This window comes from Candidatus Fukatsuia endosymbiont of Tuberolachnus salignus, assembly GCF_964030845.1.
Taxonomy (GTDB): domain Bacteria; phylum Pseudomonadota; class Gammaproteobacteria; order Enterobacterales; family Enterobacteriaceae; genus Fukatsuia; species Fukatsuia symbiotica.
In genome coordinates this window covers 1,528,906-1,542,913 of record NZ_OZ034983.1, presented here as the reverse complement: position 1 = coordinate 1,542,913, position 14,008 = coordinate 1,528,906, and the positions used below count along the sequence as shown (strand labels likewise).

Below are 14,008 nucleotides of genomic sequence, written 5' to 3'. Positions count from 1 at the left end.
CATTCTGACTGATTGATATAGTAGAACAACTCTATGATTCATGTCGTATATTTATGCCGCATGGCATTCATTATGGGTAGTGGGCTAAAAGTAAGGATTTTGCGCAGAAATTACTGGGACACGATCCTCTGCTACGACGGATAAATGTCGTGATAGCAGAGGGAGTGAGTAGGACAAGATTTGATACATTTTTATGATAAATAAAGTTTAATCCCTATTCACTCCAAAGCGCCTCCAATTCATAGACACGGCGGCTTTCTTCTTGCATCACATGTACAATCACTTCGCCAAAATCGATCACAACCCAATCAGAAAGCTTTTGACCTTCAGTGCCTAGCGCTCTTATGCCGGCAAGCCGTGATTCCTGTATCAAATTATCAGCCAGAGCGCTAACGTGTCGGGTTGATGTTCCTGTACAGAGGATCATACAATCGGTGATGTCTGATTTCCCTTGAACATCAATGGCAACAATAGCATCGCCTTTTAGATCATCAAGCTTATCAATAATAAATTCTCGTAGCGTTTTACTTTGCAAAGGTTCACCTTGATTTCATCGGATCTGTTGCATAACACAATAGGTCTTGTAAGAGGAGACTGTTCAAAATCTTTTTCGCGGTGCTCAAAAGAGAAAAAAGGGGCGAAAAAGTGCAGTTTACTCTTTGTAAAAGAGAGTAAATGAACATTTTAGGCTCGTTTTTAACGACGTATCGGCGAGCACAAGAGATTCTGAACAGGTTCTAATAAAATATATCGTAAAAAAGAGGTGATCACCATGCTCTTTTTGTATCGTTACCCTGGTGTGTCACACAATGGCTTTAGAAAGCAGCCTATTCTCTGCTATAAATAAAGAATAGACTTCTTGCAAAACCGTCGCGAGTGTTACCGACACAGCCACTGCTCAGTACAAGCGAGTACATGGGGATTGCGGGCACCACGTAACGCAGACATTTGCAGCACATAGTAGATTTTGTAAAAAGTCTAATGAAGAGATCCGATAAATGGACGTAAAAGGGCAGATTGTTATAATAGATTGATAATAAAATTAACAATGTGGGGCCTACAATGTTAGAGCAAATTTGCCAATTGGCTCGAGAGGCTGGCGCAGCGATTATGACTGTTTATCAGCATGATAAACCGCTTGATGTGGCACATAAAATTGATGATTCACCCGTTACTAACGCCGATCTCGCCGCCCATCAGATTATTAAAAAGGGTCTGGCGATATTGACGCCGAAGATCCCGTTGTTATCAGAAGAAGATCCGCCTGACTGGTCTGTACGTCAGACATGGCAGCACTATTGGTTGGTTGATCCGCTTGATGGCACGAAAGAATTTCTTGATCGTAACGGTGAATTTACGGTAAATATTGCGTTGATTAATAAGGGGGAACCGGTATTAGGCGTCGTTTACAGTCCAGTCACGGAAGCCATGTATAGCGCTGAGAATGGCAAAGCGTGGAAAGAAAAAGGTGGACAACGTTTACCTCTCCGTGTGTGCGACGCCCGTCCCCCGTTGGTGGTGATCAGTCGTTCCCACAGTGATAACGACAATGAGCTCACCGACTACCTACAACATTTAGGTGAGCATCAGACAGTCGCCGTGGGATCGTCGTTAAAATTCTGTCTGGTGGCAGAAGGGAGTGCACAGCTTTACCCACGCTTTGGGCTAACGAATATATGGGATACCGCCGCCGGTCACGCAGTCGCGGCCGCTGCCGGCGCTAAAGTGCGTGACTGGGAAGGTAAAACTTTATCCTATATCCCTCGCGAATCTTTCCTCAATCCTGGTTTTAGAGTGTCTCTGTTCTAATTTGTTGAGGTAATTTGCTTAATATAGCGGCACGATTTAATTTTGATTAGCACACAAATATGAGCCACTCCGTAAATTGACTCCTCAATATATCCGTTAAGCAATCAAAATTAAATCATGCAGCTATACCCTCTAATTCGTTGATCTATTGCAGTGCTAAATAAAATTTAAGGACATTCTATATTCTATCGCTCACGACATTTCTTTTGATGGCAATAATGCACGTTTATTTATCTGATATATATTTAACAATTCCACATTGACTTATATTAGGGCTTTGACTGACTCTTCTGTTTTTTACTGTTCTAAACTTAAAATACCTGCCCTATTTAGGAGAATTATACTCAGTAATGTATTATTTTCCTAACTTTACAATTTCTTATACTCCATTGACACTTCTTAGATAAGAAGTTGATAAAAAAATAAATTATTACAATCTTTTGTAAAAAAAAATAAAAATTCCATAATTTACCGCTCAATATCAACAATTCACCTGCCAGGGTTATAGCCAGTACAGGGTAAGAAATGTAGGATGAAAAAGTAATTTACTCACTAATAACTTCACCAACATTTATATCTATATGGCGGGCAGAAAAAGCAAAGAAAAATTTACCTATGTATAAACAGCGGCTCATCTGGGCCAAAGGAGACTATATGGTTAAGAGTAATAGTAAAAATGCCACAGAGAAAAAACCTAAATTATTTGTTGCAGAACCGCAAATACCACTTAACTTGGCGACTGGAAGATCATTATGGGATCACCTCGTGGAGCCTTTGGCAATAAAAGATCGCGAATCGCGTTATCTCTACGCTAACCCAGCCCATATCGAACTGTATAACCTCCCTGCAGAATTTAAGATTGAAGGAATGTTCGACAACGAAATACCGTTACCTATGGCAGAATTTTCCGCAAAATTCCAGACACACGATCGACTTGTTGAACAGACTATGCAACCCATCCCCGTACTTGAAACACATCTTTATGGGCGTGAAAAAAAGCTACAGGCCTATATCTTCGATAAACGCCCCTTTACTGATAGCACAGAAGGATGTATTGGGACTATTTTTTCTGGTAAAAAACTAGAAATTTGTTCTATAAATGATCATGTAAAGATGAAAATGCCCAGTTCATTGATGCTGACACAGCCCGATCAATTTTTTACCCACGAAGAATTTGAGATAATATTTTTTCTGTTACAGTTAATACCAACGACAGAAATCGCTAAAAGATTAAATCTCCCTTATCACAATATAGAAAATAACGCACGACGGATCTATCGTAAAGCCGCGGCTAGCTCCTTCGACGATTTCAAATCATTTTGTGAGGAAAAAGGATATGATTGCTATATCCCTGCCAAATTCCTGCACATTAATCATACTATTGAAAGATAGAGACATCACCTTGATGTCAGTGCTCAATGTGAGTCTCTACACATAATGACATCAACGTAGCTCCAGCTATACTGACCGTAATGGATGATATGAATTAATCTCACTGATATCACCTACAAATTTTTCGTGCACAACCGTCAAGGCGTATATTGCCCCTTGGTGGTTGCGTATGAAAAATTTTCAGTTATCAGCAAGGGTAAAAAATTTATTTTTAACCACATTCGTCATCCAATAGAAAGCACTGGCAATGATAATTGAATTGAGTGATGAAATACCATAATCAATGAATAACCCCCCCAGTGTTCCAGTAACACATGCGACGACGGCTTGCCAGCCCATGCGCGGAGTTGATGTCGGCAACGTTTGCTGTAAACGTGCGGCATCAAATAAATGACGACTGGTACGCAAAATATAATAATCGACCAGCATCACACCGGCTATAGGAGGAAAAACGACACCGATTAAAGTAAGAAAATCGATAAAATTGTCTAAAATTCCCAGAATTGATAGCGTAGTGCCCACAGTACCAAGAATGATGGTTAATTCTGTGTGACGCGACTTTTTTCCTAACACAGAATCAATAACGTTAGCGAAGGCCAAAGAGGAAGAATATAGATTAACATCATTAACTTTAACCGCCGCCAGAATAACAGAAAGCAGACCAACCCAACCGGCCGTTTGCGTCATAATGTCGACAACATCGGCGGTTTTAAGTGCATGGGCAATCAATATCGCAATACTGTTAACAACAAATTCGCCGACAATAATAGAAATAGTAATCATCCAGAACACATGCCGTCCATTTTGACAATAACGGCTAATATCCGGCGTGGTTAATGCGCCGGCAACACATCCGCCGGCGACGGCGGTGGCCGCGGCCCCCAAGGCAAGAGGAGTGCCACTGGGAAGCGTAGTCGCAAGATCAATGATGTTATAACCCGATAGCAACACTAACACAATCCAGCCTATCACAAGAAAAAATAACGGCACTGCCACCTTTGCTGTCCAGCTTAAAGCGCGGAATCCAAAGGCTACCAATGCAGTGAGGGCGACGCCTGAAATCGCTGCTGACAAACCAAAGCCCAAACGACCATCAAACGCATAATCCAAACCTTTGGCAAAAACCGAATTTTGCACACCAAACCAACCTAATAAGCTAATCGCGATAACGATCCCAATCAGGGCCGATCCGAAACGCCCAAAGCCGCACCAACGGGCTAATAAACTGGTTGACAACCCTTCACGTGCTCCTGCAAATCCAAGCCCCAGGCTAATAAATTCGAGGATTAAACTACCCAGTAAGGTAGCAAGCATCGCTTGACCAAAGGTCATCGAATTACCCAACATAGCACCCAACATAAATTGAGCCATCGCGGTCATCATACCAATACGGATTAGAACAACACTGAGAAAACTTGATCTTGCGGTCTGAGGGACAGGATTAGCGAGATAATCGTCGTGGATAGCGTTGTCTTGGTTCATTTTTCTTCCTATAGGAACTGTTGCGACCACCAATGGATAAAGAATAGACGCTACAGAAAAAAATGAAAACAATCACAACCCTATCGATGAAAACAACCGAAGTTATATGGTTAAAAAAGGAGCATAGGCCACGCAGCAAGTTTTACAAAAAGTCTGATTAATCAAGATGTATTTCATTCAAAGAGACTGGCAGAACCACATAAACCCCCGAAAATAAAGTATTTTCTTTATCATTGTTATCACCGAATAACTTAACCTTTAGCTGAACTCTGGCTTTACATCCACGTGCCAAGCGGTCAAGGTCGCCACTAATAGAACTCAGATCAGCGATTGCCTTTGGTCTGCCTGTAATCGGCTTACTGTAGCGTATATGAGAATCTGCCAGAATGATGGTTCCCCCCAGATGACGTTCACGTAACCAGAGCCAAATCAGTCCCCAGCCAGTTAAGGTTGCTAATGAGAACAGACTGCCGGCAAATAAAGTATGATGCGGATTTTGATTACCTGCTTCCGGCATCGTAGTGATAAAACGTTGCCCCGTATATTGACTGATGCGTACCCCCATTTTTTCACTCAACGGAATATTGTCATACCAGGCCTGCTGTAATTGACTACACCAATCAGGACGACACAAAATATCGTCCATCGTTGCTACCGGTTTGACCATTAAAAAATGACCTACTGGTGTTGTCTGCGGCGCGGTAATTTCGCCCTCACTGACAAAACCCAATTTGGCAAAAAATTCCACAGCATCAGCGCGGGCACTGCAAACCACACGTTTAACCCCCTCTTGGCGAGCAACTGACTCTAACGTCATTGCCACCAAGGTGCCGAGTCCCTTCGCCCGTACCGCGGGATCGACAGCCAGAAAACGGATAGATGCCTCATTATCTGCATTGATATACAGTCGTCCTATGGCAACGGGTTTACCTCGTCCATCCACCACCATTTGATGATGGGCCAAGGTGTCATAAGCATCTTTTTCTGAACCCTCTGGCTGATGGAGAGGCTTACGCAACATCTCCCAGCGAAATTGGTAATAATCTTTCAACTCCTGTTCTGTTATAGGTACACGTAGGTGATACATGAAGCTCGTCTCCCGTTAAACCATCAACAAAAAGAAAAAATTCAGGACGCGAATACGCGCCCTGAATAATCAGTGAATGAGAAAAAGATCAAGCATCTTTGCCACCACGGTTAGCACGCTTACGATCATTTTCCGTGAGATAACGTTTGCGGATGCGGATGGATACTGGCGTTGTTTCCACAAGCTCATCATCATTAATAAATTCCAATGCCTGTTCTAAAGATTTTTTGATAGGAGGAACCAAGGTCGTGGCCTCGTCAGTACCGGATGCACGCATATTGGTTAATTTTTTACCTGTCAAACAGTTAACCGTGAGATCATTAGAACGTGAATGGATACCAATGATCTGGCCTTCATAGACTTCAGCACCGTGCCCCAGAAACAACTTACCACGATCTTGCAGGCCATACAGTGCAAAAGCGACCGCTTTACCTTGACCATTGGAAATCAGTACGCCATTTTGACGCTGACCGATTTCGCCTGGGCGCACATCATCATAATGACTAAAAGTTGAGTAAAGTAAGCCTGTGCCCGAAGTTATGGTCATAAATTCAGTGCGGAAACCAATCAAACCACGACTTGGGATCAAATAATCCAAACGAACACGGCCTTTGCCGTCAGGATCCATATTCTTTATCTCGCCTTTACGCTCCCCCAAGGCCTGCATAACCGCTCCCTGATGCTGTTCTTCAATATCCAGGGTTACGTTTTCAAAAGGCTCTTGATCACGGCCATCGACTTTACGATTAATTACTTTTGGACGAGATACCGCCAGTTCAAAACCTTCACGGCGCATATTTTCGATCAGTATTGATAGATGAAGTTCACCACGGCCAGAAACATGGAATGCATCAGCATCTTCTGTTTCTTCTACTCGCAAGGCAACATTGTGTATTAACTCTTTTTTCAGACGTTCCAAGATCTGACGCGAGGTAACGTATTTACCTTCTTTACCGCAAAATGGCGAGGTATTAACGCAGAAATACATGCTAACGGTAGGTTCATCGACAGAAAGCGCAGGCAGTGCTTCAACTGCATTGACATCACAAAGGGTATCAGAAATATGCAACTCACCGAGGCCAGTAATAGCAATAATATCACCCGCCTCCGCCAACGCGGTTTCAATACGTTCCAGCCCCATATGACTGAATACCTTACCCACTTTGCCATTACGTGTTTTACCTGTACTATCAATAATAGTGACCTGTTGGTTAGGCTTAACGACACCACGTTTGATGCGACCGATACCGATAACACCCACATAGCTGTTGTAATCCAGCTGTGAGATCTGCATCTGTAATGTGCCATCAGGATCAACTTTAGGGGCAGGAACATGATCAACAATAGCTTGATACAAAGGCGTCATATCTTTCGCCATCTCATGATGAGTATTACCTGCGATACCCATTAATGCTGATGCGTAGATGATATGGTCTATGAAACCACACTGTTCTTCAGTAGCACCCAGGTTGACAAACAGATCGAGTACCTGATCAACCACCCAGTCAGGACGCGCACCAGGGCGATCAACCTTGTTGATAACCACAATGGGTTTCAAACCATGTTCAAAGGCTTTTTTAGTCACAAAACGCGTTTGTGGCATTGGACCATCCATCGCATCGACGACCAACAACACCGAGTCAACCATCGACATTACCCGCTCCACCTCGCCACCAAAATCGGCATGCCCCGGTGTATCGACAATATTAATATGATATCCCTTCCATTTAATGGCGGTATTTTTTGCCAGGATAGTGATCCCGCGCTCTTTTTCCAAATCGTTGGAATCCATTACTCGCTCTGTCGCTTCAACACGCTCATCAAAGGTACCGGATTGTTGTAACAATTTGTCAACCAGGGTGGTTTTTCCATGGTCAACGTGTGCGATAATGGCGATATTGCGCAAATTCTTATTAGTCACAGCTTTTTTGCCTCAGATATTTATAAATAATGTATTGTACACGTATAGTAAGTTCCCATGATATGGCATAAGTGGGTCGTTTGAACAGTTTAGGTGGCTTGAGCCGCCTTTTTGACACGAAATGTTTTGCCAGCAGCGCTTTTTCAAGTAAATATTTTTGCTGTTAAGCCTTTTTTAGACAAAAATACCCGCTAATCGTTGCCAAACGATAACAATGACTCATCCAGGAGAGATAAAGAATGTCCGTTGCTGATAAACTGGCCGAAGAAATATCCGCTGTTAAAAATATGATACAAAAGCATGAGGTGAAATTTGTAGATTTACGTTTTACCGACACCAAAGGGAAAGAGCAGCATGTCACTGTGCCTGCTCACCAAATCAATGATGACTTCCACGAAAACGGTAAAATGTTTGATGGCTCTTCCATTGCCGGTTGGAAAGGTATCAACGAATCTGACATGGTGCTCATGCCAGATGCTGAAACAGCAGTGATGGATCCGTTTTTCGAAGATGCTACCCTGATTATCCGTTGTGATATTTGCGAACCTGGCACCCTGCAAGGGTATGACCGTGATCCGCGCTCTATCTCTAAACGTGCAGAAAATTATTTAAAAAAATCAGGGATTGCTGATAGTGTGTTATTCGGACCGGAACCCGAATTCTTCCTGTTTGATGATGTCCGCTTTGGTAGCAGCATTTCAGGTTCTCATGTCGCTATAGATGATATCGAAGGTGCATGGAATTCTTCTACTAAATACGAGACCGGTAACAAAGGCCATCGACCCGCGGTGAAAGGCGGTTATTTCCCTGTTCCCCCAATAGATTCCTCACAAGATCTACGTTCTGCTCTGTGTTTGACGATGGAGTCTATGGGTCTGACCGTTGAGGCGCATCATCACGAGGTAGCAACTGCAGGTCAAAATGAAGTGGCAACCCGTTTCAATACCATGACCAAAAAAGCAGATGAAATTCAGATTTACAAATATGTCGTACATAATATCGCTCATGCCTTTGGTAAAACCGCAACCTTTATGCCAAAGCCTATGTTTGGTGACAACGGTTCCGGTATGCATTGCCATATGTCACTATTACAAGGAAAAATTAACCTGTTCGACGGTGATCAATACGGTGGTTTGTCTCAAACAGCCCTGTTCTATATCGGTGGCATCATCAAACATGCGAAAGCCATCAACGCTTTTACCAACCCGACCACCAATTCTTACAAACGTTTGGTGCCAGGCTATGAAGCACCGGTCATGTTGGCCTACTCTGCCCGTAACCGTTCTGCTTCTATCCGCATTCCTATTGTTGCCAACCCCCAAGCACGCCGTATTGAAGTTCGTTTCCCTGATCCTGCTGCCAACCCCTATTTGGCCTTTGCCGCTCAATTAATGGCGGGTCTTGATGGCATCGCCAATAAAGTTGACCCTGGTGCAGCAATGGACAAGAATTTATACGACCTCCCACCGGAAGAAGCCAAAGAGATCCCAACAGTAGCGGGTTCTCTAGAAGAAGCACTGGCAGCCTTGAATGCCGATCGCGAATTTTTAACCCGTGGTGGTGTTTTTACTCAGGATGCCATTGACGCTTACATCGCTTTGCGCAACGTAGAAGTAGACCGCGTACGTATGACACCTCATCCGCTTGAATTTGAAATGTATTACAGTGTATAACTTTTAGTCAGACTCGCCGGCTGAAGCCGGTGAGTTCCGTTCAAAAATCCCTGTCCTTTGCCTTTAATATTCTCTTACATTAGGGGTCTTGTTTTCGTTAGAATTAAATAATAAATTGGCTAATAATTAATTTCGTATCTTATTTAAAAATCATTTTCATCTGAATAAAGGATAAAAACTAATGCCCTATGGCCTTAGCTTGGTTGTACTTTAGCAGTGTATTCAACCACTCCCAACATGAATCATAATGAACCGGAGGTAGAAATACCACCTCTCCCCCCGAAACAACCTCCTTAGATTTCAGTGATAATTTTCTGGACCTTAGTCCAAAAGCATTAGATGGTTTAGCAAAGTTACATAACTTAAAGGATTTGAATATATAGCGTAACGTATTAATTTTGATTACAATGTATAGCTAAATTATTTAACAGGGAGTTAGCGATGAGCCACTCTGTCGATTTTCGCCGTAAAGTTCTGGGTATTCGAGAGCAAGAAAACTTGAGTATCAGAGAGACCGCTAAACGCTTCCACATTGGTTCAGCTTCCGTTACCCGCTGGCTCAGTCGTATCGAGGTTAAAGCTTCTTCCCCCCGTCGGCGTAAGCTTGATAAAGTGGCGTTAGCTGAAGATGTTGCACTTTATCCCGATGCTTACCAACGGGAACGGGCGGCGCGCTTTCAGGTGTGCCAGAAAGCCATTTGGCAGGCACTGAAAAACCTGGGCGTCACCTATAAAAAAAAACCTGCGTCATCCCAAGGCAGACGAAGAGACACGGCGCGCCTTCCAGGACACGATAGCCTGCTATAAAAAGCAGGGAAAACCGGTCGTTTATCTGGATGAAAGCGGTTTCGCACACGATAGGCCACGAACCCACGGTTATGCTGCACGAGGTCAACGCTGTTGGGGTACCCAGGATGGGCAGCCTAAGGGCCGAACAAATGTCATTGGCGCGTTACTGGGAACCGTCCTGATGGCGGTCGGATTATTTTTTTGTTCCATTAACAGTGATGTTTTTTACGCCTGGGTTACCCAGCGCCTTTTGCCTACTCTTCCTCCTCATTGTGTCATCGTGATGGATAACGCCAGTTTCCACAAACGTCTCGACATTCAGCAGGCTATCAGTAAAGCCGGGCATTGGATTGAATATCTCACTCCCTACTCACCTGCTCTCAATCCTCACTTTTACCCACAATTTTTGTTATTAAGAATAATGAACAATCTCACATTTTCTTGCAGGATCTCATACCCTCGCCAAAGCGACATGATTCCCGGTAAACCCTCGGCACGTCGGTTAAGAAATCCTCCCAATTGACCCAGCCATGTTATTGCCTGAAGCACTGTGGGGGGATGCTCGGGAAGGCGGCTTGTTGTCTGTATTCTGCAATACAGCGTTTGCCATTCTATCTTTGACAACACATCGGTGCAGGTAGCCTCAGGACACAACGCTGCCATTTTGGTCATATACATCAGTTTGAAGGCGATAATGCTTTTGAGGGTGATCATTTTCGTTAGTTTGGTTGCCGTATTTAAACGACATTGTTCAACACAACATCCTGATTTCAGTGTTTTGAAGAACTCTTCTATCTTCCATCTCAGTCTATACCCATTCACTTTCTCTTCTGCTTCAAAGGCGTCAGTGGCCGTCAAATTGGTCAATAATACCCATTCGACAGGCGCTACTCCTTCTGGAGGAGGCTGTTCTTTAACACTGATGGCAGATACGTGAACCTTTTCATGGATATGCCGTGAAGCGTCTTTATTGGTAGGCCCATAAACTAGATTATTTCTAATGGGGAGCCAGCCTGAAATGGAGCGAATATCCACATAAGCCGTTCTTGCTACCCTTTGCTGATTTTTGGGCAGGGTAAGTGCTATGGTTTTTAAAATCGGCGTCTTTGACAAGGCGGTTTGCACCGTTGTTTTTTTCCCCTTTTCATCGATAAATTTTCTGTCTTTCCGGTTGCGGATAATAAAAAATGTTTTTAGTGAGCTTGCAACCCGAAAAAGTTCGAAAATATCCGCTTCTCTGTCTCCCAGCGTGATTAAGCAGGTATCTTTGGGTATCAGCGCCGCTGTCTCGTAGAAGGTCTCTATCCACTTAATACTTTCTTTCTCTTTCATTGTCGATTGATAAAGCCGCCGCTGTTTTTCCTGAGGGGGTTCCTCTCGGGAAACACGTGACCAGCATTTAAGCGAGGATAACCCAAGCGGCAAGCCCTCCTGAGTTACCATCAAACTTGCATGAAGCATCAACCCCATTTTATGTTTGTGATAGGCTTTAGATATACTTCCCAACCCCTCTGTCTTTTTATGTGAGTCAAAGTTCAACTCTGATGTGTCCTGAAGAGAAAAAACCAGTGAATGCCCCTCCAGACGTTTTTGTGTTTGCACACAATGTGTACGGAATAGCGCGCTCTCGCTCACTCTCTCATTGCTAAAAAATCGATAAGCTCCTTTGGCCTGTGACCAGGAACCATGACAGCTTGGGTAAATTGAACCTGACGCTTTTGATGATAATAAGCCCGCTGTTTCAAAAAAACGCTCTTTAAGGCGTTTATCTCCGAAATCAATTTGATGAAATTCTTCACGGATCCACTCATTCCCATTACCCGTTACTGTTTTCATGTGCCTGTTTCCTGATTTAACTATTGACTCTACCAATAATCCAATTTCACCTGAATCATTTTTCATTCAACGTTGTGGGTAAAAGTGAGCTCTCAATCCCATTGAACATAAATGGGCACAAGCAAAAGCAAAAGAAGGGACTTAAATTGCAGCCTTGACGCCTTATTCTCTCAATATAGTGCATAATCATTATTATGTCGTTCAGCCATATCTGGCAACGACCAGAGCAGCATGCAAAGCTTCAGTAATTTATTAATGTCCGACAATTTGAAAAGATTGGATATCTCCAAAAACGAAAAATTTGGACAGGAGGAAGACGCTTTACCACAATTTGAGAGGCTTGCAAGGCTCTATAAAAAACCCCCATGAAAATATATCTCCAGGAGACCAAATTAGGCGAAAAATTGATCGAAAAATAGGGTAACTCGGAAACAGTCCGCAGAGAATTCTCCGCATATGGTTTCAATGTCATCTGCGAAATAAGTCAAAATGTTTTAAGAAAGGACCTACACTCCATATTCGATGAAGAAGGCTTACTCAGAAAGCCAAAGAGTGAGAAACCCCCTATGACTAACTGAGGCTATTAATTTCGCTTCATTGCTACACAATTTTGATGCTACAAGGCGGCAAAGAATTAAATAAATTTAACATTTAACGTTAGGCTGTATTAATTTGGGGGGAATATACCGATCCAGGCCTGCTGCTTTACAAAATTCCTTAAATTGGTTTGATGAATAAACATTCGTCTTTTGGTAGATATTTTCCCTATGCTTTTCTACTTCCCCCTGAGAAAAACCGAATTTTTGCGCTATCGTCTTAGCTTGTAAGGGGTGTTGCAGGAAAAACACCACTTCAAGTTCTCTTTCAGTGAATATCTCGGTAGGCGGATCCAAAAGCAATACAGAGGGAGCGAGTCTGTTGACATAGTGCGGTAACGAGAGGGAGTTGTACTTTTTTAACTGAAAAACGGTGCCGATACACTTTTTAGCTTCGTTATACAAAGGAGACTTGCGACACAAATAGGGCTGAAGTTTGTTTTCCCGTCCAAAATAATGTGTCTCAATGACAGAAACCGATCGCCGGCTCTCTTCAGTTTTACGATCCTGCTCCTGGAGTTCGGTTTCAAAATCTGCAAAAGACGCCGGACATTCACTATCCAGCTTACCCTCAAAATCAAACCCGGGCGGTAGATTAGCAAAATCGAGGGTCGCTCTATTCATATACACAAACCTCGACTTGATATCCCTTATTCCCCAGGCCTCCTCTTTATTCTCCATAAACGACTTAAGCGCAGGTGATTCAAGCGAGCCTACAATTAACTGTTTAAAATCAGTAGATTTTTCATGATCAGTATTATCCATAATAGCCTCCTAAAGTCTAAGCAAACACCTCAAGGTGACGACAACAGGTGCTGCGATCTAAAGCCATTGAGTATAAAAAGTACGCTCAAAAAGCGGAAATCACAAGGCTGAAGACAATACTTTTTTGTCAATTACATTCAATCTATTAATTTTTCTGCTTTTTATGTTGAGTCTTTTTTTCACCATTAAGACAGATCACCATCGCATAATAGGCGTGGAAAATCTCAACTATCAGAGTTATTGTCAACAGAACGATAAAGGCAGGGATGAAGTAAATCACACCACGCAATAGGTTATGCAGTATGATAATTGACACTTTTAAGGCCGCTTACGCGGCCTTGTTAATTGGCTAGCTGACTATTTTTTGGGTGAAGCATTCACTACTTGCTTTTTGAACTCATCAGAAGGACGAAAAGTCACGACACGACGTGCCGTAATAAGTTTCGGTTCAGAGGTCTTCGGATTACGCCCCGGACGCGGAGGTTTATCCCGCAACTTAAAGCTGCCAAAGTTACATAATTTAACTTCTTCACCATTTTGTAAAGCATGACGTATCTCACTAAAGAACAAGTCTACCAGAATTTTGGCCATCTCCTGATTAAGTATCTCAAACTTGTTAAGCAGATTTTCTGACATTTTATCTTTGGTAAGCCCCATA

The 14,008-nt window shown here is 42.9% G+C and carries 11 protein-coding genes and 1 pseudogene; 5 read left to right on the top strand and 7 right to left on the bottom strand.

From position 1 onward, the window contains the following. Positions 1 to 214: 214 nt before the first annotated feature. Complete coding sequence (gene rsfS / locus AAHH42_RS07620) at positions 215 to 535, bottom strand: ribosome silencing factor (protein WP_072550662.1); 321 nt, start codon at positions 533 to 535, stop codon at positions 215 to 217. A gap of 527 nt (positions 536 to 1,062) precedes the next feature. On the opposite strand from rsfS, the gene cysQ reads away from it, so the two are divergent. Both cysQ and AAHH42_RS07610 read left to right on the top strand, forming a co-directional pair. Further along, a complete protein-coding gene (gene cysQ / locus AAHH42_RS07615; RefSeq protein WP_072550663.1) occupies positions 1,063 to 1,809 on the top strand; it encodes a 3'(2'),5'-bisphosphate nucleotidase CysQ in 747 nt (248 codons plus the stop codon). Positions 1,810 to 2,463: 654 nt separating this feature from the next. Further along, a complete protein-coding gene (locus AAHH42_RS07610) occupies positions 2,464 to 3,201 on the top strand; it encodes a PAS domain-containing protein (RefSeq protein ID WP_162860032.1) in 738 nt (245 codons plus the stop codon). Positions 3,202 to 3,381: 180 nt separating this feature from the next. On the opposite strand, the gene AAHH42_RS07605 is transcribed toward AAHH42_RS07610, so the two are convergent. From AAHH42_RS07605 to typA, 3 genes are all read right to left on the bottom strand, one after another. Next, positions 3,382 to 4,683: a cytosine permease gene (locus AAHH42_RS07605; protein WP_072550664.1), complete on the bottom strand. Its 1,302-nt coding sequence runs from the start codon at positions 4,681 to 4,683 to the stop codon at positions 3,382 to 3,384. Positions 4,684 to 4,840: 157 nt separating this feature from the next. After that, positions 4,841 to 5,770 carry a fatty acid biosynthesis protein FabY gene (fabY, locus tag AAHH42_RS07600; protein ID WP_072550665.1) on the bottom strand — a complete coding sequence of 310 codons (930 nt, stop codon included), beginning with the start codon at positions 5,768 to 5,770 and terminating at the stop codon, positions 4,841 to 4,843. An 88-nt stretch (positions 5,771 to 5,858) separates the two neighbouring features. Beyond that, positions 5,859 to 7,691 (bottom strand): ribosome-dependent GTPase TypA, encoded by a 1,833-nt coding sequence (typA, locus tag AAHH42_RS07595; protein ID WP_342221992.1) that lies wholly within the window; start codon positions 7,689 to 7,691, stop codon positions 5,859 to 5,861. Positions 7,692 to 7,978: 287 nt separating this feature from the next. Between typA and glnA the strand changes: the two genes are divergently transcribed. From glnA to AAHH42_RS14805, 3 genes and pseudogenes are all read left to right on the top strand, one after another. Then, a complete protein-coding gene (glnA, locus tag AAHH42_RS07590) occupies positions 7,979 to 9,364 on the top strand; it encodes a glutamate--ammonia ligase (protein ID WP_420836472.1) in 1,386 nt (461 codons plus the stop codon). A gap of 441 nt (positions 9,365 to 9,805) precedes the next feature. Then, positions 9,806 to 10,171 carry an IS630 transposase-related protein gene (locus AAHH42_RS07585; protein WP_342221010.1) on the top strand — a complete coding sequence of 122 codons (366 nt, stop codon included), beginning with the start codon at positions 9,806 to 9,808 and terminating at the stop codon, positions 10,169 to 10,171. After that, positions 10,095 to 10,481 (top strand): annotated as a pseudogene (locus tag AAHH42_RS14805) (transposase); the annotation flags it as partial. The gene AAHH42_RS07585 and the pseudogene AAHH42_RS14805, both read left to right, overlap by 77 nt. A 65-nt stretch (positions 10,482 to 10,546) precedes the next feature. On the opposite strand, the gene AAHH42_RS07580 reads toward AAHH42_RS14805, so the two are convergent. The 3 genes from AAHH42_RS07580 to AAHH42_RS07570 form a co-directional block, all read right to left on the bottom strand. Next, positions 10,547 to 12,055, bottom strand: coding sequence for an IS4 family transposase (locus AAHH42_RS07580; RefSeq protein WP_342221991.1), 1,509 nt, complete (start codon positions 12,053 to 12,055; stop codon positions 10,547 to 10,549). A gap of 578 nt (positions 12,056 to 12,633) precedes the next feature. Then, positions 12,634 to 13,350 (bottom strand): helix-turn-helix transcriptional regulator, encoded by a 717-nt coding sequence (locus AAHH42_RS07575; RefSeq protein ID WP_072549780.1) that lies wholly within the window; start codon positions 13,348 to 13,350, stop codon positions 12,634 to 12,636. Positions 13,351 to 13,707: 357 nt separating this feature from the next. Further along, the gene (locus AAHH42_RS07570; RefSeq protein WP_342221990.1) at positions 13,708 to 14,007 is read right to left on the bottom strand and encodes an integration host factor subunit alpha; all 300 of its coding nucleotides are present in this window, start codon (positions 14,005 to 14,007) and stop codon (positions 13,708 to 13,710) included. Between the last annotated feature and the right edge of the window lies 1 nt (position 14,008).